Below are 26,266 nucleotides of genomic sequence, written 5' to 3' on the forward strand. Positions count from 1 at the left end.
GGTGTGGCTGCCCCGCCCCATGCTCAGTACTCACTGCTGCCTGCTGGTGGGGCCTGCGCCTCGGGAGGGGCGTTCTGGGAGCTGACGGACACGATGAGGGCGCGCAGCGATATGCGGACGAGGTCGATGTCCGCGATGGACAGGACGATGTCGCCGGCGACGACCACTCCTCCGCTGAGCAGCCGGTCGAGGAGGTCGACCAGCGCGACCTGGCGGCCGGGCAGCGGTTCGCTGTGCTCTGCGAGGGTCATGAGGTGCTCTCCGGGACGTCGTCCGGGGCTGACGCTTCCACCGCCGGTGGCATGGCGAAGGAGTACGGGGCCCAGGGACCGGTGACCTCGATGCGGATGTCGGGGAAGTCCTGGGCGGCGTGGGCGATGGCGGTCTGGAACTGCTCGGCGTGCTGGTCGGGGATGAGGTAGGCGTCGTTGAGGACGTTCTCCTGGGGGCCGGTCAGGGCACCGCTCTGCGGGGCGTGGCGTACGCGCTGGGAGGTGTAGCGGGAGGCGATGGCCTCGATGTCCTCGGCGGCCCGCTGGGCTTGCTGGTAGATCCTTTCGCGTGCGTGGTGCTGGGCCCTGCGGCGCTGGAGGTATGCCTTGCCGGGGGTGGTGGGGGCGGCAGCGTCGGGGTCGGCGGGAGGGTTGGCCGTGGTGGGCGCGGTGGGGGCTGGGAGGTAGATCTTGACGCCGTACTCGGTGTGGGCGTCGAGCTGGGCCAGCCGCTGGGTGAAGGTGCGGTGCTGTTCGGTGAGGGCTTGGCGGGCCCGGTTTTCGTCCTGGTAGACGGTGGCCATGCGCAAGGGCAGGACGGTGGTGCGGGCGGCGATGGCCTGCACGACGTCGTGGTGGGTGCGGGCGACGTTTTCGAGCCACTGCAGATCCTCGAAGTGATCTTTGAGGGCGGTCTCGTTGAAGTCGTGGTACGGGACCGGGCTGATGACGAAGCCGAGGTCGGCGGGGCCGGCGTCAGGGATGTCGGCCAGGAGCTGTACGGGGGCTCGTGCGATGCCGCGCAGGTCGGGGAGGAGCTGTCGCAGGGGCTCGGTGGGCCGGGCGACGGCGTAGACGTAGGTGAGGGTGTCCCGGCCGGTGTTCACTGCGGACGCCCCCGTGTCTTCCTGCCGGCAGATCCGCCGGCTTCTTCGCCGCGTTCGGTGGGTTGCGGCTGTTCGAGCCGGTCGCGGCGGAGGGTCTCGAGCTCGGCGCGCAGGCGGCGGTTCTCCTGCTCCAGCGGGCTGCCGGTGTGCCGGGAGGACAGGGAAGGGTCGTGCTCCCACCAGTCGATGCCCATTTCCTTGGCTTTGTCCACGGAGGCGATCAGGATCCGGAGTTTGATGGTGAGCAGCTCGATGTCGAGCAGGTTGATGCGGATGTCGCCCGCTATGACGATGCCCTTGTCCAGGACCCGCTCGAGGATGTCGGCGAGGCTGGACGAGGAAGTCGACCCGTACGGGACCGGGGCGCGGGAGGGGAAGGCTCCCATTCGGCCGGGCAGGGGTTCAGTCACGGTGGCGGCCTCCCTTCCCCGTCAGGGTGTCCGGTTCCGGAAGTCGGCGATCTCGGCCAGTCGGTCGATCAGCTCGTTCTCCCGGAGGTCGAACTCTTCCTGGTCGATCTCGCCCTGGAGCAGCTGCTGCTCCAGGGAGGCGAGCTCCCGCCAGATCGGGGCGGGGTCGTAGTACTGCTCTTCGGCCTGTTCGACGATCCGCTGGGCGACCCAGGTGACGGCACGCATCGGCGCGAGGGGAAGCGTCAGCAGTTGGGTCAGCAGTCCCATGGTCTTCCTCCCTTCCGGCGAGTGGTGGCGGCGGTCACTGGACGAAGCTGTAGGGGGGCAGGGGGCCGTTGAAGCGGAGCTCGATGCCGCTGTCGATCTCGCGGGACAGGTTCGCCTGCGCGGTAAGGAAATTGTCCTTCTGATCGTCTGGCACCAGAAGCGAGAGGTTGAGGAAGTCGCTTCCGGAGGGCGGGTGGGCGACGTGCTCGCGGGCGAAGGGCAGCAGGGCCTGGACCAAGCCGGCAGCCAGTGTGTCCTGGCGTGCCCGCACCTCTCGGGCCACCAGTTCCCCCAGAGCGAGCGGCAGCTGCGGATCTGGGTCGCCGGCACGGATCCGGTCGTTGAGGTCCTTCGCCTCGGGCGACTCCAGGAGGATCAGCCGCAGCAGCGGTTCCTCGTCCTGCTGGGAGGCTCTGAGGTGGTACTCGGCGCAGCTCTCAAGGCGCTGGAGGGTGGCCAGGTAGCTGTCGGCGTTCTCCTGGAGGACCTGCCGGACCGCGAGATCATCGGGGGCGGTGTAGCCGAACTGCAGCGGCAGGACCACGCCGTCAGCCATCAGGCGCTCCTGCACCTCCTGGTGGACGAGGAGGTCACGGCGCTTGGGCCGGATCTCCTCGGAGATGTCGCTGACGACCGCGCACAGGGATCCGGCGGTGACCGTCCGCAACGGTGTGGGGTGGCTGCCCACGCCGGCCATGCCGTCGAGGCGGTGGGGATGCGCCTTGGCAGTGATCGAGTACACGTAGAGCGCCATCGGTTACTCCTTCTCCCGGCGTACCGGGCGCCGGGCGGGGCGCCGCCGCCGGGGCGCTTCCACTTCTTCCTCTTCCTCTTCCGGCTCCGGCTCCTCACGTCGGGACGACTTGCCGGTCAGGGAGTCGGCCACCGCTTCGACGGCTCCGCTCAGCGCCCCCTTGGACTTTCCGCGGGCGCCGCTTTCGAGCATGTTGCCCATGACATCGGGCAGCTGGGCCGGTGCCTTGCGGCCTGCTTCGAGGTCGAGGCGGTTGCATGCCTCGGCGAACCGCAGGTAGGTGTCGACACTCGCCACCACGATCCGTGCGTCGATCTTGAGAAGCTCGATGCCCACCAGGGAGACCCGCACGAACACGTCGATGACCAGGCCCCGGTCGAGAATCAGCTCCAAGACGTCGTAGAGGCTGCTCGTGCCTCCTCCTCCTCTGGCGACGCTGCCGCCTTGCGGCACCATGGTCATGGCGCCTCCTTTCCCCGGCGGCCTGTTCTCAGGTCGGCCGGTCGATCATTCCTCGGCTGTAGCGGCGGGTCCGTTCGTACGAGATCAGCTCGCCCTCCTCGTCCAGAGCGACTCTGTAGCTGGCCATCACGCTGGTGGTGTCCGGAATGCGTTCCAGCTCCACCACCTCCACCTGCGCCTCCCAGCCGTCCTCGGTGGGCTTGAGCGAAGAGACCGAATCAGGGGCCCGGCCAAGGAGTTCAGCCAGCTGTTCAACCGCCAGCCGCATCGCCGACGCGGCGCCTGGTACACCGGAGCGCCGCCGGGAAGCAGCGCGGCGGGACGGTTGCCGGTCCTGCTCTTCGCCCTCGCCGGCAGCTCGCGGAGAGACCCGCCGCGGGCGTGCGGGTTCTGCTGCGGCCATAAGCCACTCCCTTGGGGAGACAGCCTCACAGAAACTAGAATGTCACTGAATATGCGTATAAGTCTCGCAGTAGGGGCAGGAGCTTTTCCGAGGAGCGCCCCGGCATGCCTGCTGTCGTCGGTTGGCAGCGCCAACCCGGTGGCCCGCTGTCTGCGGGTGGCACCGAAGAGTCCGCAAGTGCCCTGGTAAAAGGGGATGATCATGCAGGACACGACCAAGATCGCGCTCGCAGCCGCCCTGGCCGGCGGCTACGTGCTCGGCCGGGCCAAGAAGGGGCGCATGGCTTTCGCCGCGGCGACCTATCTCGCCGGCCGTCGTTTCGGCCTCGAGCCCGGACAGCTGCTGAAGGAGGGCGTCGCCAAGGTCAAGGAGATGCCGCAGTTCGCCGACCTGGGTGACCAGCTCCGAGGAGAAGCCCTCGATGCCGGCCGGCAGGCCCTGACCGCCGCGGCCAACCGCAAGCTCGCCGACCTCGCCGGCTCCCTGCACGAGCGCACGCTCGAGCTCTCACGTGTAGGCGCACGTCGGGACGAGGACGACGAAGACGAGGAACCCTACGAGGACGAAGAAGCCGAAGGCTACGAGGAAGGCCGGGCAGAAGAGGACTACGCCGAACCCGAGGAAGAGGAAGAAGAGGAAGAGGAACCGGAAGAAGGCGAGGAGGAGCCGGAAGAGGAAGAGGCAGAGCCGGAAGAGCCGGAAGAGGAGGAAGAGGAAGAAGAGGAGGAGGAACCACCCCCACCGCGCCGACGGGCCCGCTCCACAGCCGACGGCCGCGCCGACAAGACCCGCCCCGTCCGCAAGCCCGGGCAGCGGCCGGCACCCTCCAAGCCCAGAAAGAGCGCTCAGGCCAAGAAGGCCGCACCCGCGAAGAGGACGACGCCCGCCAGGACGACAGCGGCGAAGAAAGCGCCGGCGAAGAAGACACCGAGCGAAAAGCCGGCGGCCAAGGCCGCGCCCGGGAGGAAGAGCACATCCTCCAAGACCGCCGCCGCGAAGACCGCCGCCAAGAAGACCAGCGCGGCACCGAAGAAGCGCACCACACCTCAGAGCGGCGCGCGCAAGACAGCAGCCAGGAAGACCACGGGCAGCAGCCCGGCCGGCAAGGCGGCCGCCAAGAAGACGGCGACCCGCAAGCAGTCCGCGCGGAGGTAGGCCATGGCAACGTCACACCGCGCCAGCGGGAAGGAACCCACCTCAGGGCTGGACCAGTTGCTCACCGAACTGTCCGGTTTCCTCGCCGCCCAGGCAGACCAGCTGGCCGAGAAGGCGACCGACAAACTCGGGGACATAACCGACCAGCTCTACGACGTCGCCGAGCAAGGCGGCAAGCTCTCCGATGTCGGAGGGATCGGCGGCCGGCTCCTGCAGGGCGACTCGCCGTTGAAGGCCATCGCCGGCCAGGCCCTGGGGAACCTGAAGGACAAGGTGGTCGACACCGCGTCACAGGCGTTCGGCAAGGGCCGGGGCCGCAAGAGCGGCGGCAAAGTCGTCAACATCGTCGAGACGCTGGACGTGGGCCTGCCGTTGCGCACCACCTACGACCACTGGACGCAGTACGAGAACTTCAGCAGCTTCGCCAAGGGCGTCCGCGACGTGTCGCGCAACGACGAAACCACCAGCGACTGGAAGGTGAAGGTCGGCCCCTCCACCCGAGCCTGGAAGGCAACCGTCCAGGAACAGATACCCGACGACCGCGTCGTATGGACCTCCGCGGGCGCCAAGGGAACCACCCGCGGCTGCGTCAGCTTCCATGAACTGGCTCCCGCGCTGACCCGGATCGTCATCGTGGTCGAGTACCACCCGGCAGGCCTGTTCGAGAAGACCGGCAACCTGTGGCGGGCCCAGGGCCGCCGCCTGCGCCTGGACCTCAAGAACTTCCTGCGCTACGCCACCCTCAGCACCGACGAGCCGGAAGGCTGGCGCGGAGAAATCCGAGACGGCGAAGTGGTCCAGACCCACGAAGAAGCCCTCGAGGAGGAAGAACAAGGCGAGGAAGAACAGGGCGAGGAAGAAGAGGGCGAGGACCAGTACGAAGACGCGTCCGCGGGCGCCGAGGAATCTGACGAGTACGAGTACGAGTACGAAGACGAAGACGAAGACGAGGGCAACACGGACTACGCCGACGAGCCTGGTGAAGAGGACGAGGAAGCCGAGGAACCCGAAGAAGAAGAGGACGAGGACGAATACGAAGCCCCTCCGCCCCGGCGACGCAGGCGGCAAGCCGCTTGAGCCGACGCGACCGCACCGCGCCGCGCATGGCGGACCGGTCCGCCATGCGCCTCGGGTCCTCTCCGGAATCCTGCCTGTCTCTTGCGAGCCCGCCGGTCGCTGCCCATCCTCTGAAGCCGGCAGGAGGCGGTCGTCATGTTGGTCCCGAGGCGGCGTAGACGTAAGTGGGGTAGGCGCCGACGCCGGAACCATGCCCGCTGGACACCTCGCTCCGTCATCCGCCGGATGTTCTTGCGGCTGACCGGGTGGGGAGTGCGCCTCATGTTGTGGGGTACGCGGCGGGCGCTCCGGCGTCTGCTGCGCGCGGTGTTCCTTGGCCAGGCGGTCCGGCTCTGTTGCTGCGGGCAGGGAGCTGACCGGAACCGGTCGTCGGCACGAGGGATCCGTACAGGGAGGCGCGGGCAGGGTTGGCGTTTCCGGCGCAGTCGGCCGGAGGGCAGGACACTTCCATCCTGTCGGCCGCGGCTGTCAAAGCTTCAGCACGGTCATCGGAACTTGTCCTTGCCCTTTTCCTTGGTCCGGCGCGCCTGACCGCGTGCCTCCAGTGCGGCGCCCTTGGCCGCCAGGGTCTCCTTGCCCATGGCGTGGGCCGCCTTCCTCACTGCCTTGCCGGCGACTACTTCGATCTCAGCCTTTGCCTTCTCGCCAGCACTCATGTCCGTCCCCTTTCTGGTGCACCCGCTTGGCGTGTATCCCCGTGACCGCCTCGCAAACGGTCCGGGCCACCGGGTGGTGGCAATTTCCCGCGGACTCGGTACCCGGCCGAGGCCCACGAGCGCGGGGAGGCTGTGCCGGTGCGGCGACGCCGTCGCGCGCACCCCGGACACCGCCCTCGTCGAGGTCGGCAGGCGGTCTCAGCGCCGTGAGGGCGGCACCAGGCGCAGCACCGCGTGCAGCAGGGCGTCGATGCTGTCGCGGGCTGGTTCCTCGGGCGTGACGTGGGTGAGCAGGCGGGCCAGGGCACGCAGCAGGGGCGGGGAGGCCATGACGCGGGGATGGAGCACCGGCCGGAAGCCGTGCCGGGCGAAGATGAGGTCTCCGGCGAGGTTGCCCAGCCGGAAATAGCGCCCCCAGCGGCGGTGGATCTCAGCCGGGTACTGGTGCAGCGCGTGTTCCCGCCGCGGTCCGGCCGGCCGGGCCAGAGCCAAGGCGATGATCTCGGCGGCCACCTCCGCGGCCTCCATGGCCTGGGCGATGCCCTCACCGCTCCACGGACTGACCATGCCCGCGCTGTCTCCGACCAGCAGCAGACCCCGACGGTACTGGGGCCGCCGGTTCAGTCCCATCGGCAGGGGGGCGCTGCGCAGCGGTGAGTCGGCGTTCTCCTCGCGGATGCCCCACTCCTCGGGCAGACGCGGGAGCCAGTGCTGCAGGGCCGCGCGCAGGTCCACCGGTCGGCCGTGGCGCTGCGGCAGCGCACCGAGGCCGACGTTTACCCGGCCGTCCCCGAGGGGGAAGACCCAGCCGTAGCCGGGGAGGTCCTGCCCATCGGGTGGACAGCGTAGATCTGCCCACAGCTCCAGGTATTCGTCATGGGTGCGCGCGGGGCTGCGGTAGTAGCGGCGGGCCGCCGCGGCGACCGGCCGGCGCGCGTCGCGGCACAGGCCCAGAGCCACCGCGGTGCGGGCGGAGGCGCCGTCGGCGGCGACGACCAGGGGCGCCCGGAAGCGAACCGGCTGCTTCTCCGGCCCTCGTACGGCAGTGACCCCGGTGATGTGCCCGGCCCGGTCGGTGAGCGGGGCCGTCACCCTCACGTGGGTATGCAGGCGCGCTCCGGCGGCCCTGGCGCGCGCGGCGAGAAGGTCGTCGAAGTCGTGTCGGGTGCGGGTGAGCCCGAAGTCGGGAGCGCTGCCCAGGCGGGGCCAGGCCAGCTCCACCTGCCTGCCTTCACACACCCAGCGCATTCCCCGGTTGCGCTTCCATCCCGGTGCGCTGATGTCCACGCCCAGCCGCACCAGCTGGGCCACGGCGCGCGGCGTCAGCCCGTCGCCGCACACCTTCTCCCGGGGGAAGCCGCTCTTCTCCAGCAGCAGCACGTCCAGCCCCGCGCGCGCCAAGTGCACGGCGGCAGCGGATCCGGCCGGCCCTGCCCCCACCACGATGACCTGCGCATGGTCATCATCCCCGTTCCCCGTCGGGCCCGGCGAGCTGGTCTCGGGGTCGCGGCCGCCGCTCACGTCATCACGCTCGATGGTCACTCCCCTCACTATGCCGCGTTCCACGCGTGCCGAACATGAAGCAGGGCCGGAGCGTCACACCAGCTCCGCAGGGTGCCGCTCCCGCTCCTCCGGCCGGGTGTGACGGCCTCGGCGGGGGCCACCTCGCCCGAGCGGGCCGGCTGGTCTCTCGGCCGGACGAGGCCGCCCGCCGGCTCGGTGTCCGGCGTAGCGACTTCGACCAGGTGGTGCGGGGGACCACGGTGACGCCGCCGTGGTCTTGTAGCCGGTCTCCACCGAGCCGACGCGGTCATCCTTCCCTCAGCTCGCCCGTTCGCCGCTCGGCACGCGGGAGGGCTCCAGTACGGCGTTGACTTCCACGTCGACGGTGGTGACGGCGAGGCCGGGGATGTGCTCGGCGGCGTGCAGGACGGCTTGGCGTACTGCTTCGGCGCGCTCCGGCAGCGGCTTGTCGAGCATGGCCGCGACCGTGATGGCGACCATGTGGACGGCGTGGCCGCCCTTGGAGGAAGTCAGTCGGCAGCTGGCGGCGCGGGCGCCGGGGACGGTGTCGGCGGCCCGGCGCAGCACCTTGGCGGCGGAGCTCTCGGCTATGCCCAGCCGTACCTCGGCGCGCACCGCGTTGATGACGCGGTTGGCCAGGTGGTGGCTGTCGGGTTGTTCCGCCGTGCGCAATGCACGGGTGGCCCGGTCCAGGGCTGTCAGTCCTTCGATGGCTTCGCGGCAGTAGGGGCAGTGGCTGCTGTGCGGGTCGGTCGTGCTGGCCGGGGCGCGAACCTGTTCCCAGGCGCAGCCGAGGGGGCGCCCGCAGGGGAGGAACGCCGCGCCGGCCAGCAGCTTGGTGTTGCCGCGGGTGGGTGTGGCGCTTGCGCTTTCGGGCTGGCCGCCGGAGGTCAGGTGAGGATTGTCTAGCGCCATGGGCGCATCGCCTCCATCAGAGCGCGTCGGGCGCGGGAGAGTCTGCCGCGCACCGTTTGCTCGCTGCTGCCCACCATGTGGGCGATTTCTTCGTAGCGCAGGCCGTGGAGTTCCCGCAGGACCCAGCACACGCGTAGCTCGGGGCGTATGTCCATGAGCGCTCGCCTCAGAGCGGCAGTGGCTGCTTCTGTCTCGGCCACGTGGGGCGGTGAGCTGTCCGCGTCCGCGGCAGCGGGTTCCGGGACGCTTTCCAGGGGCAGTGGGGGCCGACGGCGCAACATGTTGAGGCAGCGGTTTGTCACGATCCGGTACATCCATGTGCCGAACGAGGCGCCGTGGCGGAATTCAGGCAGCTGCCTCCAGGCGCTGAGGAAAGCGTCCTGGACCGCGTCCTCGGCGTCTGCACGGTTGCCGAGCAGGTGCTGGCCGAGGGCGAGCAGACGGCCGCTGTGTCGGCGGACCAGGACCGCGAAGGCTTCGTCGTCGCCTTCGCACGCCCGTACCGCCAGCACGCCGTCGTCCAGGTCGCCGGGAGCGTCCGGGCCGGGCGCAACACCGTCGACCGGGGATGATGCCGGTCGCGATGGGAGGCCCGCGTCATGCGGGGGAGAGGGGCTAGTCCGTGAGCGCATGCGCCGTTCACTTTCTGCCGAGGACGGTCGCCGCGGCTTGCGTACGCACTCCTCGATGGTAAATCGGCGCGCTGCGGGAACGGGGGTGAGGAATGTCCTCGCGGTGGGTCTAAGCAGTGAGGGCGTCGCATCGGCGCCGAAATGGATGGACATCCTGGGGAGGTCCTCATGTCGGACACCACCAACCCCGCCGCGAGTGCCTCACTTCCTGCGGGCGATGCCCTTACGGGCCAGAGCGGCGCCGGCGCGGCGCCCGGGACGCGGGGGCGGACGACCATCGCCGACAGTGTGGTCGAAAAGATTGCAGGTATGGCCACCCGTGAGGTTTCGGGCATCCACAGCCTGGGCTCCGGCATGTCCCGCACGCTCGGGGCGGTTACGGACAAGGTCCCCGGCGGCCGCCCTAGCGTGTCCCGCGGTGTGAAGGTCGAGGTAGGGGAGCGGCAGGCCGCCGTCGATCTCGATGTCGTCGTCGAGTACGGCGTCGCCATCGTCGACATCGCCGCCGACGTCCGCACCAGTGTCATCACAGCCGTGGAGCGCATGACGGGCCTCGAAGTCGTCGAGGTGAACATCGCCGTCGACGACGTCCACCTGCCCGACGAGGAGGACGACCAGGAATCCGCGGGCCGCGTGCAGTGACCCCTCGACCCGGCACAGCCCCCGGGTCGAAAACGACCGACGTGAAAGTACAGGTGAGTGACATGAGCGCAGCAACCGTGGGCTTGCTTGCAGGCATGGCCCTGGGCTTCGCTGCCTATTTCGGCGGCTTCTGGGCGTTCCTGCTGGTGGCGTTTTTGGGCCTGGTGGGCCTGATCATCGGCCGCATGCTGCAGGGTGACCTCGAACTGTCCGACTTCACCCGTTCCCGGGACCGGCAGTGACAACGCAACCCGGCGCTTCTCTGCCCAGGGCGGCAGCTCCCGCCCAGGCGGCGGTCCTGCCGGCGGCCGAGCGCGGTGCCACCGTGATTCCGGAGAAGGTGGTGGCCCGCATCGCGGCCCGCGCCGCGAAGGAGGCACTGGCCGCACACGCAGGCGCCTCGGCCGCGCACGGGAAGCCGGCGGCCCCGCACGCCTCCGCGACCACCGGCAGCGGCTCGGCCCGGCTGAGGCTGACCGTGGACCTGCCCTACCCGACAGACCTCGCCACTGTCTCGCAGCAGATGCAGCACTACGTCAGCGAGCGGGTCGCCCACCTCACGGGGATGCGCGTCACCGAGGTGACCCTCGCCATCGAGCACCTGATATCCGCCGATGGCCGGGAACACCGGCGCGTGCAGTGAACCGGAGCGCATCCCCCGGGAAGGAGAGCCGGTATGGAACGCCACCCCGAACCCCCGGCCGCAACGCAACAGCTCACCGCGACGGACGAGGTAACCTCACGCACCGTGGAGCAGCTGGGCAAACAGCCTGCGGCCGAAGGCCGGCCGACTCCCCGCCCTTGGTCCGCGCGCCGGATACCCGCCGCGCTCACGGCCCTGCTCGTCGGGGCCGCGGCAGGCACCCTCTTGTTCGACGTCGTCAGGGTCCGTGCCGGTCGGAGTGCCGCGGCCTGGCGCGCGCGCCTGGCCGACGAGTTGGCCACCCGCCCCTTGGATGACATCTGGATACGGGTCGGTGCCGCCGTCATCGCCGTCCTCGGCATCTGGATGCTCGTCATGGCACTCACCCATGGTCTGCGCCACAAGCTGCCCCTGAAGGCTCCCGACGCGCAGACGCACGCCGTCCTGGACCGCGCCAGCGCAGAGCTCCTGCTGCGGGACGCAGCGATGCGGGTCCCCGGTGTCAGCGCGGCCAGGGTCCGGATGCGCCACCACCGCCTCGGGGCGCGCGCGGACGTGCGCTACCGCGCCCCCGCCGACGTCAAGGCCGATCTCTTGGTGGCTCTCCTGGCGGAGCGCGACCGGCTCGAACTCGCACGTCCTCCTCGGCTCGCCGTCAAGGTGCGCCCCCGCCGCAAGTAGTCCGCACCGGTGCGCGCCTGCCGCTGAGCGAGAGACAGGATGGGGATCCCATGAAGAGGAAAACCGCAGTCAACCGAGTCCTTCTGGCCTTGGCCGGCATCATCCTGCTCGGCACCGGCCTCCTGATCCTGGCGGGCAGTTTCGACCTCTACCGGCGCTGGCGCATGACACCACCCGACGGTTGGCCCCTGACCACGTCCGAGGGTGTCCTGCTCGATGACGCCACCCGCACGCGCTGGGTCGGCGAGGGATGGTGGTGGCCCGCAGTCATCGCCGTCCTGGCCATCGTCGTCCTGCTCGCCCTGTGGTGGCTGCTGGCACAACTGCGCCGCACTCATCCCGGCCCCCTACCCGTCGGCGCAGACCCCGTGGAGGCAGTGGAACTGAGCGAGCGTGCCCTCAGCGACGCCATGACAGCCGACGCCCGGCGCCTGCCCGGCGTCCAGCAGGCCCGCGCACGCATGACCGGCTCCTCCCGCCGTCCCGAAGCGCACTTCGACCTCGCCCTCACTCCCGACACCGAGCCGGGGCCGGTCCTGCAGGCGCTGTGCGACGGACCGCTGGAACGTGCGCGCCAGTCCACCGGCCGGACCCTTCCGGCAAGGGCGCGCCTGCAGGTGTCCCCGCACAAAGCCCACCGCGCCGCATAGCTCCTGCGATGCGGCCCCAGAAGACGCCCCCACAGTGGGCAAGCGCATCACCACGCCCGGAGTCGGCCCGCGGCCGGGGCTCTGTGCGGATACCGGGGTGCGGGCGGCTCGCCGCGCCGCGCCCGCCGTGTCAGCCTGGCGGCCGCGCTGCGGCGCTGTCCGGGGCCACGCGGAAGCCGATGTTGCCGGTGGAGCTGTCGGGGGTCTTGGAGCTGCGGGCCGCGACGCGGTAGCGGTTGCAGTACGAGTCGTGGCAGAGGTGGGAGCCGCCGCGCATCACACGGCTGGTTCCGGGCGTGAACCAGTCGGCGCACCATTCCCACACGTCGCCGACCATGTTGTAGAGGCCGAAGCCGTTGGGGCGGAAGGACCTCGCCGGTGCCGTGCCCTCGTAGCCGTCCCCCGCGGTGTTCAGGGTGGGGAAGTCGCCGCGCCAGATGGTGCACATGTGCCGCCCGTGGGGGGTGAGTTCGTCGCCCCACGGGTAGCGTCGCTGCTCGAGGCCGCCGCGTGCCGCGTACTCCCATTCGGCCTCGGTGGGCAGGCGGGTGCCGGACCGTGCGCAGTACGCCTGGGCGTCGTTCCAGGAGACGTGCACCACTGGGTGGTTCCGGCGTGCGGTGACGGACGAGCCGTCGCCCTCGGGGTGGCACCAGCTCGCGCCGGGGACGGCCCGCCACCAGGGGACGGCCGCCACCGGCCGGGACACGGCGGCGACGTCGTCGGACAGGAAGCCGCCGAAGACGAAGGAGAAGCCGAAGCGTTCGGCTTCGGTGACGTGACCGGTGGCCTTGACGAAGGTGGCGAACTGGGCGTTGGTCACCGTCGTCGGGGCGATGCGGAACGGCTCGACGGAGACCTCGCGCACCGGCCCTTCACCGTCGGCCGCGAAGCCGTCCGGGTCGTCGGTGCCCATGAGGAACCGCCAGCCCGGCAGGTCGGCCAGCAGCCGGGAGGCCCGCTGCGCGGCGGGGGCCGGCGGCCGGGGTGCCGGGGAGAGCACGACGGTGGTGGCGTCACGGTGTCCGGGGGTGCAGCAGGAACGCATGGGGCGGCTCCGTACGGGTGTGTGTGGGCGGGTGCCCGGAGTCCAGCCTGTTCGTCAGCTCGTACGGGGGAGAGGCGTGCTGACCGTCATGCCGGGGTGACCGGATACGGACAGCTCGCCGGCCTGCCCCGACCGAGGCGGCGGCGAGCGGTGAGAAGGCTTACTGCTGCCATGCCGATGAGGTTAAGACCGGTCCAACGGGCGCAAGGCGGCCGGAGACGGCACGCCGATCTCCTTCGGCGGAGTGACGTACGCGAAGGGCCTCGGCGTCCACGCGCCCTCCGAGATCGTCTACCACCTCGGCGGAGCGGCGGACCGCTTCACCGCACTCGTCGGCATCGACGACTCTCCACGAACCAGGCGGCCACCGGCGCGACGAAGGCCTCGGTGCGGGGCGACGGGAAGGTGCTGTTCACCAGCGGCAAGCTGACCGGCGCGGGGGGTCCCGTACCGGTGGACCTCGACGTGCGCGCCGGCTTGTCGGTGGACAGGTGGATTACCCGGGGATCTCAGCATCAAGGGCTGCACCGGTTGCGCCCAGGCGCGACTCCTACCGTCCGTGGTCGCTCAGGCTCCGGTTGCTTCCTGATCCGGACGAACGCCATCGAGATCAACCGACGCGGTGATCTGCGCAAGGGCGTCCTGGAGTCGGCGGACGGCATCCTCCGCTTCCGTGTATTCCTCGGGACTCGGGAGGACGGTGCCGAAGGTGCCGCCACGGTCAGCCGGCAGGGCGCGCCAGCGCAGGACCGGTTCGAGCGCGTTGAGAGCTCCGGAGATGAACCAGGCCATACGGCCGTGAGTACGCGCGAGGGAGATGGCCAGGACGGCGAGAGTTTCCCGCAGGTGTTCGAGCCGCTTGATCTGCGGCAAGGCCTCCTGGACGTCCGGCGGGCCGACGACGCCGCGCAGACCGGCCGCGGCCTCAAGGGCGAGCGCACGGTCGCTCGGCGCGAGTTTCCACACCTGGTCTTGGACCTGCTGTACAGCTTCCTCGGCCAGCACCGCGACGATCCTCCGCATATCCATGTAGATCACTCTAGATGAACCGGCCCCGCCGCCCGATACGACCGTCGCTCGGTTCCTGCCCTGGCAGGCACTTGTGGAAGTGGGGCCAGGTGGTGGTCGCGCCAGCGCGGCCGTCCGCTGCAGCAGAGGACCGCAGTTCCGTCGAGAATCCCGTTGCCCGCGAAGCAGTACCACTCGACCAGGCGCACCCCACTGCAGACCACTCGCTGGGCTCCCGCCGAAACCGGCAGCTCAGGGGGGCCGGACCAACCCGGTGGCGGGGCCCCTCATGGCGATGTGCTAAGGGGCGGGGTTGTAGTGGACGACTTGCTCGTCGCAGGGGCCGGCGGCCCAGACACCTGATGGTGTCGATCTCGTCCTGGTCGGCGGACATGCCCCAGCGGAGTTTGGTGGCGACCCAATCGCGACAGGTCCGCATGTGGACCGTCTCCATCGCCGAACGTGGCAGCTTGGGCCGCGAACTCGGCTCCGACAGCGAGATCGCCGACTCCAAGCAGACCCTGCTCTGCACCTACTTGTCCGCATCTCCCGCTACCTGCTGACCCCGTACTGGGGATCGACGGCCAGAGAATCCTCCAGAGCGGGCGCGGCAAGGCGCTGCCGCTCAACTTCGGGGACCTGGCCTCAAGGTGATCGAGCGGCATCCGCGCAGTCCACGCCCGGCATTACCTGGCAGGTAATCGTTTTCCCCGGCGCCCTCGATGAAGCTTGATCCATCGAAGCGATCGGACAATCAAGCGATCAGGAACGAGGAACAACATGAACCTACGGCGGCACACGCGCACCGGACTGCTCGCGGTGGCGACTCTCCTCGCCGGCCTCACCATCGGCGCGCCGGCCATCGCCGCCGCGACCGCCGAGGGCGGCGAGTGCGCCGAGGTCCGCGAGAAGGTGGACCGCCTCGAAGGCCGGATCACCCCGAACGCCTGCGCCTTCATGAAGCGGCAGATCGCCTTCGGCGAGGCCCCCAGCCTCCAGACCTACCTGGACATCTTCGACGAGGAGGCCAGCCTCTGGGAGGCCGGCGGCAAGCCCCAGCGCGGCCACGACGCCATCGGCGCCTCGATCACCAACTCGCTCCGCCTCGCCCCGGATCTGCGCTACCGCGGCACGAACGTGGTCGCCGACGGCTCGGTGATGATGTTCGGCCAGCAGAACACGGTCACCCTCAAGGGCCAGAAGGTCAGCTACCCGCAGATCGCCCGCAACGTCCTCGGCGACGACGGCAAGACCATCCAGGCCCGCCGCTACTACGACCGCTACGAGCTGTTCGAGGTCCTGCCCGAGTCCCAGCGGCCCCGTCCCCTCTTCACCGGCATCGCCGACCCCGCCGGCCCCGGGCCCCGTGGAGCGGCCCCCGACCGGTTCCACGCCCAGGAGATCGCCGCCCGCCTCGCCGCCTGGAACAGCGGGGACTCGGCCGCGCTGGCCGCCCGTACCGGAAATGCCGAGTTGGCGGGACCGGGCCTGGACCGGCCGCTGACCACCCAGGCGGGTAAGACAGCCTACCTGCAGCGGCTGTTCGAGAACGCCGACGTCGAGTTCAAGGCCGGCCAGGTCGCATTCGGCCGCACCACCACATACGTCGAGTGGCACGGCACGATGAACGACCCCGGCGACCCCAGTGGCACCGGCATCCCCTTCGGGATCGTCGAGCGGATCGGCCCGAAGGGGGAATGGGAGCTCTACTTCGACACCCTGCCGGTGATCGCGGACCAGGACACGATCCGCGGCCTGTTCAAGGCACTTGCCAGCTAAGGACGTCGCTACTTACGGCGTGCTTTCAGCGGTGAGGGATCGCGATCGGTTCGCCGGACGCGGCTGCTCCGGTCAACGGGGCATGCGGGATCCCAGCTCCCGTGCCCTCTCGCGCAGGCCCGCAGCCCAGGCCGCCCCTCCCGCAGGGGCGGACATCCCGGTGACGGTGGAAACCTGCACGTCTTGGAGCGGGCCTTCCGGAGCGGCTCCGTGTCGTGCCCAGTCCACCTTGACCGCGGCGCGTTCTGCGAGAACGAGCACGGTGGCAGTGAAGCCTTCGGAGAGCGCGAGCCAGATGGCGTGGCCTGATCTTCGGTGCTGCGTCAGGAGGGCGTTGACGAATGTTTCGAAGGTGTCGGGGCTGATCTGGCACTCGTCGTTCTCCATCGGCCCGATGCCCGATGGGAGTTCCAGCTCCGCTTCGAAGACCGCTATCTGGCGCTGGAACATGCGGGAAGCTCCGTTGGACGGGTTCCACAGAGTCTCGTCGCCGAGGTCGAAGTACTGGCTCATCGCGGCACCTTTCAGCTGGTCATGACAGGCCAGCGTATCCAGCCGAATCGTTGCCGTCGTCAGGGTTAGGTCTTGGCCAGACGGCGGTGGCAGATGACCGCCGCAGACCGCTCGTACTTCCTGCAGACGGGTCTGCGGATCGGGCAGACCGAGGACGACCGCGTGGCGATCAGGCGGATCGTCGCCGACCCCCGCGAGCAACGACGCGCTGCGCGCAGCGGCGCAGAAGGCTTCGAGGGCACTCCGGAGGTGCCGCCTACCTGGTGAAGCGCCTGACCGTGCGGGGCTGGCCCAGCCTTCACAACCGCGGATGCTGAACGTCGGCCCCGTGGTCCATCGACCGGGGAACGTGACGCCGCCGCGGCCAATGGGGGCCTACGACTCTTGCCGGTCGAGCCCCCATTTCCCGGTGCCGTGCAACACAAGGCGGCGAACGAGATGGCGTATTTCCGCCAGCGTCGGTGGTGTCGCTCACGAGAGAGTCGGCGAAGGCTCGCGTACCCGATCGCGCTCCTGTTCATTTGGCACTTGGCGAAAGGCGCAGCGCATGCACGTCGTCCCGGGACTCAAGGTCCTCTACTTCGGAACCCCAGTGGTGCTGATCAGCTCGCTCAACGAGGACGGCACCGCGAACCTCGCGCCGATGTCCTCGGCGTGGTGGCTGGGCCAGTCATGCATGCTCGGTCTTGGCAACAGCGCCCAGACCACAGCGAATTTGCTGCGAGAAGGCGAGTGCGTGCTCAACCTGCCCTCGTCGGCGATGGTCGATGCCGTCGACCGGATCGCGCTCACCACCGGGAAGCCGGCCGTGCCGGACCACAAGACGAAGCAGGGTTACCGGTACGAGCCGGACAAGTTCTTGGCAGCCCGACTGACCGAGCAGGCGTCTGACCTGGTCCGGGCGCCCAGAATCTCGGAATGTGCGGTTCAGTTGGAGTGCCGGGTGGTCGCCACCCATCCGTTCGGCGGCCCCGAGTCACACGCCACCGCCTTCGAGGTCGAGGTCCTTCGTGCCCATGTTGAGGAACATCTGGTCATCCCCGGCACGCGCTACATGGACCCGCTCGGCTGGGACCCACTGATCATGAAGTTCTGCGAGTTCTTCGGCGGTGGGCACAACATCCACCCCTCGAGGCTCGCCGAGGGCTGGAACATGCCGCACCAACGCCCGTCCACGACCGTCTGAGCAGCATGTGGCGCCCGCCCGCACCTGGTGACCAATGTGCGAGACGGTCACGGCATGCAGGGGATGGGGATACGACTCAAGGCCGCCCGACCGGCGGGCGCCCTGCGTGCCCAAACCAGAAGGTGGAAAAGAGCCCGTCATGTGCACGCCGGGAACCCGTCCCCGCGTGGACGGGTAGCCGTGCGCCCATGCGGCGGGCTGCCGCCCTCCGCTCGCCGGCGTCCACCCGTTCGCCCCGGCCAGCGACCGGGTGGTCCTGGCGGAGGTGGCGCGAATTGACAGGGTGGGCCGGACCCCGGTGGTGAACTGGCGCTGCCGGCAGATCGACTTCCCCGCCCCGGTGGCCGGCACGGACACGCACCCGTAGTTCGACCGGTGCGCGGTCATCGCCTGGCTCCTCGACCAAATTCCAGCGGTCGGGTGGACTGCGGGTGCCACTGGCATGGCCAGCCCACCTGCGGGGTGCCGCCGTGGAAGGGGCGGCGGCCGGGGCGGTCCGATATCGGGGAGTCGTCCTGTCTCCAGGTGCGCTGGACACAGGGACCGCAGGTGGCCCGGTGATCATGGGCAGTACCGCGAAGCCACGTCAGCTTCCGACCCAGGCCAGGCGGGGGTCAATCGAAGATTTCGCTGGACCAGTACTGCTTTACGCACTGCTCCGGGTCGCCCCGGTCGTACCCCAGGGCGTAGGCCGTGGTCCGTTCGTACTTGCTGCCGTGGGGGTGCCTGACTCCGCCGACCACCTGGTCGGCGACGGATATCAGGGCGTTGACGGCCGCATTCAGATCGGCCCGGTCCACATATCCCTGCTCCTTGGCGTGACGGCTCCACGCACCGCTGAAGCAGTCCGCGATCAGCTCCAACTCCTTCACCGGTACCGGGCGGCCCTGCTGGTCCAGGACGGGCTCGTTGTTCCTCATCAACACGATGTCCCGCCAGCGCCTCTGCTCCATGTAGGCCTGCTGGACCTCGTGGCCGTACTCATGGGCCATTACGGTCGCGGCCGCGAAGTCGCCGTTCGCGTCGCGCAGCTTCACCGCCTCGTTGATCGGGAAGAAGATCCCGCCGGTGTATGTGATGCCGTTGTCGTTGGTGAAGCGGTCCGCCGGGCAGTAGAAGACGCTTTGCGTGTTCGATGTGATCGGTTCCGCCGCGCAGGCGCTGCGGTAGGTTTCACCGGCCATCGGGATGGTGTAGAAGGCGGAGGACCCGGTCAGGCCGAGCTTCTTGAAGTGCTCTGCCCAGTAGACGGCGATGTTGCCGTAGGAAAAGCGCAGGTACTCGGCGAGTCCCTCGGGCGTTCCGGTGGGAATGTCCTGCGCGTGCGCTGGCGGGCCGGTGGGAGTGGGTGGCGGCACGGGTGCGGCGGCCGCACCGGGCGAAACGCCCGTCACCACGACCAGCGCGGCGAGCAATCCCGAGCACACGCCGACGAGCCCTTTGCAGCATCGCATGACAATCTCCCGACGTCTGGCCTTCACCTCCACCCTGCGCCCGCCCCCGGCCGCGGGCAACCTGGCCTCGCACACCCCTGAGCGGCCTGCCGTCCACGTACTGGCGGACGGCCCGCCGGGAGGTCGGTGCAACTGTCAGCTCGCCACCGCGTTCCGGGCCGCACCGCACCTCGTCGGCACTCTGATCCGGGTTCGGCGACAGGCCGGCGCTTCAGCGATCGAAGCCCCGTGCGTCGGCAGACCCGTTCCCGTGCTGACGATGCGCTCAACGCGCTCGGTGTTCGTCACAAAGTCCAGCGATCGACCCGGCGAGCTGGTCAGCTACGGACGATGTCAGTGTCGCCGCCGTCACCGCCGTCGGCGCCACTCCCGCCGCCGCATGCCGTCGCTGCGAGGGCGACAGTCACCACCCCAGCGGCCCACTTGGTGCGACTGGCTATGCGCATCGAGCACCTCCCTGGTCCCAAGACTCATCCAGGACCCAATGTCACCCCACGAGGAATCCCGCACACCTCCGGCTGGGCTGTTTGCAGCCCCACACCCTGCGGTCCATCCGCACCCGGCGGCCGGACGGCACGGTGGGCAACCAGACGGCCGGCTCCTTTGATGACGCACATCGTCGCGGCCGACGCCCTCTACACCCTCCTGATGACGAAGGAGGTCTCGGCACGGCTCGGGTGGGCGTGCGAACCGCGGGAGGTGCCGCCCGGTCGCCGCCCGGTCAGGGAGATCGCCGGGATGGACCAGCGGCTCATCGGCTGGCAGTCCACCAGCCGCCAGCAGATCGAGGACGCGCTGCCCGTCCTCACCGCCGAGTAGGAGGAGTGGCAGGGGCACCCGCCGGGGGAGCGGGCCGCCTACGCGCTGGCCTGCCAGGCCGCCGACCCGACCCGCGCACCGAAGCGAACGGTGCCGCTGTCGCTGACCGAGCTGCGCGAGCGCTGGCGGGCCTCAGCCGTCGCCGCGTTCGGCGCCTGCACCGTCTACCGGCGCGGACCGCCTGAATTCCCGGGCCCGGCCGCGCACCGTCGCCGTGACGACCACTCCGAGCCCGCGCCCCAGCTTGCGCCCGGGGGGAGGAGGAGGGGCGTCGCCGCGGTGGAGCGTGTGAGAAGCCGTTGCCATACCGATCACGGAGTCTGTCGATCGAACGGGGGTCTCGATCGGGTGATCGCGGGCCCTGCCCGGCATGAGAGCAGGGCCTGGCGGTATACGGGGAAAATCCAGAAGAGCGGACGGCCGCGCGCTGCTACGGTCGGGCGCCATGAGCTGGCTTCCCGATGACTTCGTCCACCCCGTCCTGGTACCGCTGCCGGGCGGTGGCCATCACCTGCGGCCGATCCGGGAGGCGGACATCCCGCTCGACTATCCGGCTGTGATGGGTTCGCGCGAGCGGCTGTGGACCATCTTCGGCCCGGCCTGGGGCTGGCCCGCGGCCACCATGACCTATGAGGCCGACCGGGCTGACCTGTTGCGGCACGAGAAGGAGATCGCCGCACACCAGTCCTTCAACTACGCGCTGTTCGACGCGGCGGAGACAGCTCTGCTCGGCTGTGTCTACATCGACCCGCCGGAGAGGGCCGGCGCGGACGGTGAGATCTCCTGGTGGGTGGTGGACGAGCTGGTGGGCAGCAAGGTCGAGCAGGCCCTCGACGCGCTGGTGCCGCAGTGGATCGCCGCGGACTGGCCGTTCGAGCAGCCGCGCTTCCTCGGCCGCGAGATCTCCTGGTCGGACTGGCTCGCCCTGCCGGAGCATCCGGACACGTAAGTGGTTGTTGCCCGTACCGATCTCGAAGGCCGTCGATCGAACGGGAGTCTTGATCGGGTGACTGCGGCGGTTTCCGCGCGTGAAAGCAGGGCCTCCTGGTAGCTCGGGGTGCGATTCCATTCCGAGTGGTTCCAGGAGGCCCTGTTGTCTTTCTTGTACGTTCCCGAGCATGTTGGCTTCAACCCGCCCGCCGCGTCGGCGGGCCTGCTGATGCGGCTGCGCCGTCTGCACCGCGACATCACCCTCGTGCTGGCCGACGGCGGCTACACCGGCTCCCCCGTCGGCTGGTGCCGGGACGAACTCGCCCTGACCTTGGAGATCGTCAAGCGCACCGACGACATGGCAGGGTTCGTGGTGCTTCCGAGGCGGTGGGTGGTAGAGCGCACGTTCGCGTGGTTGATGAACTGCCGCCGTCCGGCCCGGGACTACGAGACCCTGCCCGCCACCAGCGAGGCGGTGATCGCTGCCGTTCCCGCACGCCCAGAATGCGCGGCCGTTACGAGGCTGCCCCCGTCGACCTGTACACCGGCCGTGGCATGCTCATGAAACAGATCACCCGCGAGGAACAGCAGCGCCGAGCCCTGGGCGAGTCCATCGGCCAGTGGGACGCGCGAGCGGGCGACCGCCCTAGGCGATCCTGGTCACGATGAAGGCGGTGACGAGGACGGCGGCGACGGCCACGATGAGGCGGAGCCAGGCAGGCAGCCTCTTGGGGGCCGGACGGTCGGAGGCCGCACTGTCAGGCGCGCCGGGCAGGGAGGGCGGCGTGCTCGGCGGCGCAGGTGAGGCCGTCTCCCCGCCCGTCCACCGTCACCAGGACGTTCTGCGGTTTGAGGTCCCGGTGGATCAGGCGCGCCGCATGGATCTCGGTCAACGCCCGTGCCAGACCGCTCTCGAGGGAACGTACCGAGGCCTCCGGCAGCGGACCGAAGTCCCGGACCACCACGTCCCGCAGCGACGGACCGGCGACGTACTGCGTCGCCACCCACGGCACAGCCTCGTCGGTGTCGGCGACGAGCACCGCCGCCGTCCAGGTCCCGCCCACCCTCCGCGCGGCGGCCACCTCGTGGGCGAACCGCCGCCGGAACTCGGCGTTCTTGGCGTACTCGGCCTGCACGACCCTGACCGCGACGGTCCGGCCGACGTCCGAACGGCCCACATAGACCAGCCCCATGCCGCCGGCGCCGAGGCGGGCGATGAGGCGGTACGGGCCTATGCGGGACGGGTCTTCAGCGATCAATGGCTCCACGGCAGGACCGTAGCCCACGGGGCAGGTCCTGTCCGGCGGGTCGCGGGCCCGAATCAACGGCGGCTCGAGCCCGCGTCTCTCGTCCGCTACGGTCACCCTGCCGGTTGCGAGGCGCCCTGTGCGGGGACGGACCGGCCTGCGCCGTGCCGTGGCCCGGTGAAGTAGTTCGCGTCTTTGGGACGCGCGGGGTCATGGCCGGTGGCGTGTGGGGCCGGTTCCAGGTGGGGTATGTACTTCGAGCAGTGGATGTAGGCCTCCTCGACGCTCAGGTGGACCCACATCTCGGGATCACGCCCGGGTGAGACGTCGGTGGGCAGGCCGGGGTGGAGGGCGCGCAGGCCCGCGTCGGTGTAGAGCCGGGCCACGCCGTTGACGTGGAGACCCACGCGGTGGTGGGTGAAGTCCACGAACAGCATGCCCAGGTGGGGGTTCTGCGTCATGTTGCCGGCGCTGGCGAACACCCCGTTTCCGCGGAATTCGGGGTAGGCGAGCGTGCGGTCGTCAATGACGTGGACGAACCCCGGCGGCCCGGCGCGGAAGCTGGCGTCGCATTCTCCACGGGCGTCGGCGGTGGCGAGGAAGACCATGGACTGACGGCCTATGAAGTCCCGCATGTCGGGCGTGAGGCAGGGGCGTACCTGCTGATCGTAGAACCGCGCAGCGCGGTCGCCGGTGCCCAGTTGCCGCTGCAACCGGTGTTCACCTGCTGATCCAAAGTGCGTCGGGGGCAAGCTCACGGGGCGTACTCCTGGCAGGACGGGCGAGCGCTTGGCTCAGGGAAGGGACAGGACGGGCGTCTCGAACGGGTCGTGATGGATGCGGTCGGGCGAGGTGCCGCCCAGAGTGAGCGTCTCGGTGGCGGAGACGACCATCTGCGCCGGGCCGCTGAGATAGACGTCGTGCTGGTACCACGGTCCGTACTCGGCCAGTACCTCCGGCAGGGACCCCCTGATGCCGGGGATGTACTCGTCGGACACCGCACCCCTGACGGTCAGCCAGTGGTACCGCTGTGCCATCCGCAGCATGTCGTCGACCCCGTACAGCTCGGCGCCGGTGCGGGCTCCGAGGAACAGGTCGACCTGGTGGCGTTCGCCGCGCCGGGCGACCTCTTCGACGAGCGCGCGGATCGGAGCGAGTCCGGTGCCGCCGGCGACGCACAGCAGGTCGCCGTACATGGCGGTGTCCAGGACCATGTCCCCCATCGGGGGCCCCAGCTGGATGACGCTGCCGACCACGGCCCGGTGTACCAGCGCGCTGCTGACGGTACCGCCGGCCACCGCGCGTACGTGAAAGGTGAGGGTGCCGTCCTCGCGGGGCGCGTTGGCGGGGGAGTAGTAGCGCCACGCCTTCGGCCACCACGGGGTCTCGACGCTGACGTACTGCCCGGCGGCGTACGCGTAGGGAATGTGGGGGCGCACCGTGATCTCGGCCAGGCCGTGTCCGCGTGAGAGGTGGTGCACGACCGTAGCGGGCCATACGGCGGGACGTACCGCTTCGTCCTGCTCGGCAGCACTGATCATCACCTGGGCGACCGCGCCGTAGGCCTTGGTCCAGGCGGCCGCGATGTCCGCGGTCCACGCGGGGCCGGCGTAGCGGGCCAGGGAGGCGAGGAGGCACTCGCCCACGGCTGGGAAGTGCGCGCTGAGCGTGCCGAACTTGCGGTGATCGCGCCCCAGGTGTCCGCAGAAGCGCACGAGGCCCTCGGCATCGTCGACCAGGTCCACGATGCGCAGCAGCGCGCGCAACAGGCGGCCGCGCTGGGCGTCCATCCCGGGCGGGAACATCGGACGGACCTCGGGGTAGCGGGCGAAGAGGATCGCGTAGAAGTAGACCGTCATGTCTGCGGCGAGGGGCTCCACCACAGAGACCGAGGCACGTATGAGCTCTATCTCGTGGGCCGACAGAGGTGCTTCGACGGCCGTCGGCTCCTGGGCGGGTACGGCCGGGGTGGGTACCGGGAACTCCGGAGATGGCGGCGCGGGCGGGCCGCTCGGGCGATTCAGCCGGAATCTCAAGGGACCAGCGCTCCTCCATCCGCTATGCGGGATGACCTGCCCTCAGAGCGGGGGTCGGCACCGGTCTTCGGGGCGGGCTGTCGCAACGTGCTGAGGGCGGGACCCGCGGGGAACCCTCGTCTCAGGGCAGCGGCGATCGGGGCGTCGCAGTTGGCGAGCATGAGTCCTCATCGGGCTGGCGTCAGGGAAACGGATCAAGCGCTTCCGGACGCTACATGACCGCGTGGGTGACTCAGAAGTAGCTAAGGGGTATGTCCGGTACGGGCCTGTTCCGTTCGGGCGATATACCCGGTAAACGGCGCTTCGCCGCCAACCGTCGCCGACGGCCACCGAGTCCCTGTCGGCCGCAGGGTCTGCCGCCGTCAGAGCAGCCGAGGGGGCAGGAGCGCCGGGAAGGCGGGCAGCTGCTCCGGCTGCCACACCCCCCACGCCGCCCACGAGCAGCCCGCGCAGCGGCTCCGCGAACGCGGGAAGCTCCCGGGCCGACTACTTCGGTGACGACCCAGAAGACACCGCCGGGCGCGAGGACGCGCCGTACGCGGTCCAGGAAGGCGGGCTTGTCGTCAACCCACCGGTAGACCAGGCGCCAGGTCACCGCCGCGTACGCGGGCTCTGGCAGTTCCCCGAGGTCGTCGTCGGCGAAGTCCACCAGCCGCTACTCCGGCCCGGAACCCTGCTCGGAGCACCGCGCGGCGGCGAGGGCGCTGGGGGCGCAGTCGACCCCGGTGTCGCGGTAGCCGAGCCGGTGGTGGAGATGCCGGACGAGCCCCCCGTCCCCGCAGCCGATGTCGAGGAGCCGGGGCGCCGAAGCCTGTGCCTGTGCCGGGGATCCTGCGCCGAAGGCGCTGCGGTCGATGATCATCGTCGGGAGGGAGGCTGGCGAAGCACCCGGCTGAAGAAGGCAGCTTGTGGAGCATTCACGCAGGTTTGCCTGGAATGCCGGTATCAGCAGAAGTGCTTCAGAACAGCCGACTGCTCGTCTAACGTTGCAGCTCACGAAGCCTGCTCCCCGCACCCGCGGGGATGACCCCGCGGCCGTGACCGCCTCACTGGCACCGCTCTTCTGCTCCCCGCACCCGCGGGGATGACCCCCGGGCCTCCGTCGGCGACAGCCAGTCCCGGGGGCTGCTCCCCGCACCCGCGGGGATGACCCCCGAATTCCACCACTCCTGAATAAGGCGGGTGAACTGCTCCCCGCACCCGCGGGGATGACCCCAGGGCCCGGCTGCCACCGGGCCCAGTCCCATTCTGCTCCCCGCACCCGCGGGGATGACCCCTGAGTAAGCAGACTGGTCAGCGCGGAGGACGCCTGCTCCCCGCACCCGCGGGGATGACCCCGGCGCTCACTTCGCGGTCTCCTGGTCGGCCGGCTGCTCCCCGCACCCGCGGGGATGACCCCGGGCAACTCCTTCCCCTGAGCTGGCGGGGGCACTGCTCCCCGCACCCGCGGGGATGACCCCGGGACCATGTCCCAGCGGACAGTGTCCGAGTGCTGCTCCCCGCACCCGCGGGGATGACCCCCGATGTGAACGGTGTTCATGCCGCCCCGCTTTCTGCTCCCCGCACCCGCGGGGATGACCCCGGGTCTGGCCTCCCTGCCCGCCCACTACTTCTCTGCTCCCCGCACCCGCGGGGATGACCCCGCCCCCACCCCTCGCGGGTGGGGGCGTTCTGCCTGCTCCCCGCACCCGCGGGGATGACCCCTGCTCCTTCGTGGGCTTGTCGAAGGTGCTGCCCTGCTCCCCGCACCCGCGGGGATGACCCCTGGTCGAACTCCGCGCTGGCGGTGCGCAGTTTCTGCTCCCCGCACCCGCGGGGATGACCCCGCCGGTCAGGGCCATCCACCAGCCGTTGTGCTGCTGCTCCCCGCACCCGCGGGGATGACCCCCGCCGACAGGAGCTTGTCCGCCGCCGCGTACTCTGCTCCCCGCACCCGCGGGGATGACCCCGTGCGCGGCCCGTCCGTGTCGACGAACTCGTGGCTGCTCCCCGCACCCGGCGGGGATGCCCCTGGCCGCAGGCCTGAGCGATGTCGCGGACCTTCTGCTCCCCGCACCCGCGGGGATGACCCCCCTGCGGGACGACAAGAGCAAGCCGAGCCTGGACTGTTTCCTGCACCCGCGGGGATGACCCCCCTGCGGGACGGCAAGAGCAAGCCGAGCCTGGACTGCTTCCTGCACCCGCGGGGATGACCCCCGCCGCCTCGTGGCGGCCCGGCAGTACGGCCGCTGCTCCCCGCACCCGCGGGGATGACCCCATCCGGTTCCTCAACG

General features: G+C 70.1%; 30 protein-coding genes, 4 pseudogenes and 1 CRISPR repeat array. Of the genes and pseudogenes, 15 read left to right on the forward strand and 19 right to left on the reverse strand.

Going from position 1 to position 26,266, the window contains the following annotated elements; genetic code table 11:
• Positions 1 to 23: 23 nt before the first annotated feature.
• Genes ACZ4WZ_RS14415 through ACZ4WZ_RS14445 form a run of 7 tightly spaced genes read right to left on the reverse strand, consistent with a single transcriptional unit; the run spans position 24 to position 3,398 of the window.
• Entirely contained in the window at positions 24 to 251 is a 228-nt protein-coding gene (locus ACZ4WZ_RS14415) for a gas vesicle protein (protein ID WP_467889664.1), read from the reverse strand.
• A complete protein-coding gene (locus ACZ4WZ_RS14420; protein ID WP_467889667.1) occupies positions 248 to 1,099 on the reverse strand; it encodes a GvpL/GvpF family gas vesicle protein in 852 nt (283 codons plus the stop codon). Before ACZ4WZ_RS14420 ends, ACZ4WZ_RS14415 begins: the two co-directional genes overlap by 4 nt.
• Positions 1,096 to 1,509, reverse strand: a complete 414-nt coding sequence (locus ACZ4WZ_RS14425) for a gas vesicle protein (RefSeq protein ID WP_467889670.1) — start codon at positions 1,507 to 1,509, stop codon at positions 1,096 to 1,098. Before ACZ4WZ_RS14425 ends, ACZ4WZ_RS14420 begins: the two co-directional genes overlap by 4 nt.
• A gap of 21 nt (positions 1,510 to 1,530) precedes the next feature.
• Complete coding sequence (locus ACZ4WZ_RS14430; RefSeq protein WP_467889673.1) at positions 1,531 to 1,779, reverse strand: gas vesicle protein GvpG; 249 nt, start codon at positions 1,777 to 1,779, stop codon at positions 1,531 to 1,533.
• A 34-nt stretch (positions 1,780 to 1,813) separates the two neighbouring features.
• The gene (locus ACZ4WZ_RS14435) at positions 1,814 to 2,533 is read right to left on the reverse strand and encodes a GvpL/GvpF family gas vesicle protein (RefSeq protein ID WP_467889675.1); all 720 of its coding nucleotides are present in this window, start codon (positions 2,531 to 2,533) and stop codon (positions 1,814 to 1,816) included.
• A gap of 3 nt (positions 2,534 to 2,536) precedes the next feature.
• On the reverse strand, positions 2,537 to 2,995 hold the full coding sequence (locus tag ACZ4WZ_RS14440) for a gas vesicle structural protein GvpA (RefSeq protein ID WP_467889678.1): 459 nt from the start codon (positions 2,993 to 2,995) through the stop codon (positions 2,537 to 2,539).
• 28 nt (positions 2,996 to 3,023) lie between these two features.
• Positions 3,024 to 3,398, reverse strand: a complete 375-nt coding sequence (locus ACZ4WZ_RS14445) for a gas vesicle protein GvpO (protein ID WP_467889680.1) — start codon at positions 3,396 to 3,398, stop codon at positions 3,024 to 3,026.
• Positions 3,399 to 3,599: 201 nt separating this feature from the next.
• Between ACZ4WZ_RS14445 and ACZ4WZ_RS14450 the strand changes: the two genes are divergently transcribed.
• Together ACZ4WZ_RS14450 and ACZ4WZ_RS14455 are read left to right on the forward strand one after the other, a co-directional pair.
• Positions 3,600 to 4,553, forward strand: a complete 954-nt coding sequence (locus ACZ4WZ_RS14450) for a histone protein (protein WP_467889682.1) — start codon at positions 3,600 to 3,602, stop codon at positions 4,551 to 4,553.
• Positions 4,554 to 4,556: 3 nt separating this feature from the next.
• Positions 4,557 to 5,630: an SRPBCC family protein gene (locus tag ACZ4WZ_RS14455; RefSeq protein WP_467889685.1), complete on the forward strand. Its 1,074-nt coding sequence runs from the start codon at positions 4,557 to 4,559 to the stop codon at positions 5,628 to 5,630.
• Positions 5,631 to 6,115: 485 nt separating this feature from the next.
• Here the strand turns inward: ACZ4WZ_RS14455 and ACZ4WZ_RS14460 are convergent, their stop codons facing one another.
• From ACZ4WZ_RS14460 to ACZ4WZ_RS14475, 4 genes are all read right to left on the reverse strand, one after another.
• A complete protein-coding gene (locus tag ACZ4WZ_RS14460) occupies positions 6,116 to 6,286 on the reverse strand; it encodes a hypothetical protein (RefSeq protein WP_467889688.1) in 171 nt (56 codons plus the stop codon).
• 198 nt (positions 6,287 to 6,484) lie between these two features.
• Positions 6,485 to 7,822, reverse strand: a complete 1,338-nt coding sequence (locus ACZ4WZ_RS14465) for a geranylgeranyl reductase family protein (protein ID WP_467890098.1) — start codon at positions 7,820 to 7,822, stop codon at positions 6,485 to 6,487.
• Between the two features lie 285 nt (positions 7,823 to 8,107).
• Positions 8,108 to 8,725 (reverse strand): hypothetical protein, encoded by a 618-nt coding sequence (locus ACZ4WZ_RS14470; RefSeq protein ID WP_467889690.1) that lies wholly within the window; start codon positions 8,723 to 8,725, stop codon positions 8,108 to 8,110.
• The gene (locus tag ACZ4WZ_RS14475; RefSeq protein WP_467890100.1) at positions 8,716 to 9,357 is read right to left on the reverse strand and encodes an RNA polymerase sigma factor; all 642 of its coding nucleotides are present in this window, start codon (positions 9,355 to 9,357) and stop codon (positions 8,716 to 8,718) included. The genes ACZ4WZ_RS14470 and ACZ4WZ_RS14475 overlap by 10 nt, the downstream gene beginning before the upstream one ends.
• Before the next feature lie 168 nt (positions 9,358 to 9,525).
• Here ACZ4WZ_RS14475 and ACZ4WZ_RS14480 point away from each other — a divergent pair, with 168 nt between their 5' ends.
• The 5 genes from ACZ4WZ_RS14480 to ACZ4WZ_RS14500 all read left to right on the forward strand — a co-directional run bounded on the left by ACZ4WZ_RS14480 (position 9,526) and on the right by ACZ4WZ_RS14500 (position 11,973).
• A complete protein-coding gene (locus tag ACZ4WZ_RS14480) occupies positions 9,526 to 9,999 on the forward strand; it encodes an Asp23/Gls24 family envelope stress response protein (protein WP_467889693.1) in 474 nt (157 codons plus the stop codon).
• 62 nt (positions 10,000 to 10,061) lie between these two features.
• Positions 10,062 to 10,241, forward strand: coding sequence for a DUF2273 domain-containing protein (locus tag ACZ4WZ_RS14485; RefSeq protein ID WP_467889696.1), 180 nt, complete (start codon positions 10,062 to 10,064; stop codon positions 10,239 to 10,241).
• On the forward strand, positions 10,238 to 10,642 hold the full coding sequence (locus ACZ4WZ_RS14490) for an Asp23/Gls24 family envelope stress response protein (protein WP_467889699.1): 405 nt from the start codon (positions 10,238 to 10,240) through the stop codon (positions 10,640 to 10,642). Before ACZ4WZ_RS14485 ends, ACZ4WZ_RS14490 begins: the two co-directional genes overlap by 4 nt.
• 33 nt (positions 10,643 to 10,675) lie before the next feature.
• A complete protein-coding gene (locus tag ACZ4WZ_RS14495) occupies positions 10,676 to 11,323 on the forward strand; it encodes a DUF6286 domain-containing protein (protein WP_467889701.1) in 648 nt (215 codons plus the stop codon).
• Between the two features lie 89 nt (positions 11,324 to 11,412).
• A complete protein-coding gene (locus ACZ4WZ_RS14500) occupies positions 11,413 to 11,973 on the forward strand; it encodes an alkaline shock response membrane anchor protein AmaP (RefSeq protein ID WP_467889703.1) in 561 nt (186 codons plus the stop codon).
• A 130-nt stretch (positions 11,974 to 12,103) separates the two neighbouring features.
• Here the strand turns inward: ACZ4WZ_RS14500 and ACZ4WZ_RS14505 are convergent, their stop codons facing one another.
• A complete protein-coding gene (locus ACZ4WZ_RS14505; protein WP_467889706.1) occupies positions 12,104 to 13,021 on the reverse strand; it encodes a formylglycine-generating enzyme family protein in 918 nt (305 codons plus the stop codon).
• A gap of 244 nt (positions 13,022 to 13,265) precedes the next feature.
• Between ACZ4WZ_RS14505 and ACZ4WZ_RS14510 the strand changes: the two genes are divergently transcribed.
• Positions 13,266 to 13,451 (forward strand): NPCBM/NEW2 domain-containing protein, encoded by a 186-nt coding sequence (locus ACZ4WZ_RS14510; protein ID WP_467889708.1) that lies wholly within the window; start codon positions 13,266 to 13,268, stop codon positions 13,449 to 13,451.
• 137 nt (positions 13,452 to 13,588) lie between these two features.
• Here ACZ4WZ_RS14510 and ACZ4WZ_RS14515 read toward each other — a convergent pair whose 3' ends face one another.
• Entirely contained in the window at positions 13,589 to 14,050 is a 462-nt protein-coding gene (locus ACZ4WZ_RS14515; protein WP_467890103.1) for a hypothetical protein, read from the reverse strand.
• 425 nt (positions 14,051 to 14,475) lie between these two features.
• On the opposite strand from ACZ4WZ_RS14515, the pseudogene ACZ4WZ_RS14520 reads away from it, so the two are divergent.
• Both ACZ4WZ_RS14520 and ACZ4WZ_RS14525 read left to right on the forward strand, forming a co-directional pair.
• A pseudogene (locus ACZ4WZ_RS14520) lies at positions 14,476 to 14,574 on the forward strand (cation transporter); the annotation flags it as partial.
• Positions 14,575 to 14,809: 235 nt separating this feature from the next.
• Positions 14,810 to 15,808 (forward strand): nuclear transport factor 2-like protein, encoded by a 999-nt coding sequence (locus ACZ4WZ_RS14525; RefSeq protein WP_467889710.1) that lies wholly within the window; start codon positions 14,810 to 14,812, stop codon positions 15,806 to 15,808.
• Positions 15,809 to 15,880: 72 nt separating this feature from the next.
• On the opposite strand, the gene ACZ4WZ_RS14530 is transcribed toward ACZ4WZ_RS14525, so the two are convergent.
• Positions 15,881 to 16,321, reverse strand: a complete 441-nt coding sequence (locus tag ACZ4WZ_RS14530; RefSeq protein WP_467889713.1) for a DUF6086 family protein — start codon at positions 16,319 to 16,321, stop codon at positions 15,881 to 15,883.
• Between the two features lie 93 nt (positions 16,322 to 16,414).
• Here ACZ4WZ_RS14530 and ACZ4WZ_RS14535 point away from each other — a divergent pair, with 93 nt between their 5' ends.
• Positions 16,415 to 16,588 (forward strand): hypothetical protein, encoded by a 174-nt coding sequence (locus ACZ4WZ_RS14535; RefSeq protein WP_467889715.1) that lies wholly within the window; start codon positions 16,415 to 16,417, stop codon positions 16,586 to 16,588.
• A 280-nt stretch (positions 16,589 to 16,868) separates the two neighbouring features.
• Positions 16,869 to 17,507: a flavin reductase family protein gene (locus ACZ4WZ_RS14540; protein ID WP_467889718.1), complete on the forward strand. Its 639-nt coding sequence runs from the start codon at positions 16,869 to 16,871 to the stop codon at positions 17,505 to 17,507.
• 614 nt (positions 17,508 to 18,121) lie between these two features.
• Here ACZ4WZ_RS14540 and ACZ4WZ_RS14545 read toward each other — a convergent pair.
• Positions 18,122 to 18,994, reverse strand: coding sequence for a neutral zinc metallopeptidase (locus ACZ4WZ_RS14545; RefSeq protein WP_467889720.1), 873 nt, complete (start codon positions 18,992 to 18,994; stop codon positions 18,122 to 18,124).
• Positions 18,995 to 19,503: 509 nt separating this feature from the next.
• Here ACZ4WZ_RS14545 and ACZ4WZ_RS14550 point away from each other — a divergent pair.
• The 3 genes and pseudogenes from ACZ4WZ_RS14550 to ACZ4WZ_RS14560 form a co-directional block, all read left to right on the forward strand.
• A pseudogene (locus ACZ4WZ_RS14550) lies at positions 19,504 to 19,951 on the forward strand (relaxase domain-containing protein); the annotation flags it as partial.
• Positions 19,952 to 20,225: 274 nt separating this feature from the next.
• On the forward strand, positions 20,226 to 20,729 hold the full coding sequence (locus tag ACZ4WZ_RS14555; RefSeq protein WP_467889723.1) for a GNAT family N-acetyltransferase: 504 nt from the start codon (positions 20,226 to 20,228) through the stop codon (positions 20,727 to 20,729).
• A 192-nt stretch (positions 20,730 to 20,921) separates the two neighbouring features.
• Positions 20,922 to 21,275 (forward strand): annotated as a pseudogene (locus ACZ4WZ_RS14560) (transposase); the annotation flags it as partial.
• 253 nt (positions 21,276 to 21,528) lie between these two features.
• Here the strand turns inward: ACZ4WZ_RS14560 and ACZ4WZ_RS14565 are convergent.
• From ACZ4WZ_RS14565 to ACZ4WZ_RS14580, 4 genes and pseudogenes are all read right to left on the reverse strand, one after another.
• A pseudogene (locus tag ACZ4WZ_RS14565) lies at positions 21,529 to 21,978 on the reverse strand (protein kinase domain-containing protein); the annotation flags it as partial.
• Positions 21,979 to 22,070: 92 nt separating this feature from the next.
• The gene (locus tag ACZ4WZ_RS14570; RefSeq protein ID WP_467889726.1) at positions 22,071 to 22,670 is read right to left on the reverse strand and encodes a pyridoxamine 5'-phosphate oxidase family protein; all 600 of its coding nucleotides are present in this window, start codon (positions 22,668 to 22,670) and stop codon (positions 22,071 to 22,073) included.
• Between the two features lie 81 nt (positions 22,671 to 22,751).
• Positions 22,752 to 23,837: a globin domain-containing protein gene (locus tag ACZ4WZ_RS14575; protein ID WP_467889729.1), complete on the reverse strand. Its 1,086-nt coding sequence runs from the start codon at positions 23,835 to 23,837 to the stop codon at positions 22,752 to 22,754.
• An 811-nt stretch (positions 23,838 to 24,648) separates the two neighbouring features.
• Entirely contained in the window at positions 24,649 to 24,855 is a 207-nt protein-coding gene (locus ACZ4WZ_RS14580) for an SAM-dependent methyltransferase (RefSeq protein WP_467889731.1), read from the reverse strand.
• Between the two features lie 140 nt (positions 24,856 to 24,995).
• Positions 24,996 to 25,943: a CRISPR direct-repeat array (repeat unit 29 nt; unit sequence CTGCTCCCCGCACCCGCGGGGATGACCCC).
• The last annotated feature ends 323 nt before the right edge of the window (positions 25,944 to 26,266 follow it).

The organism is Streptomyces sp. NPDC029122 (assembly GCF_055569445.1).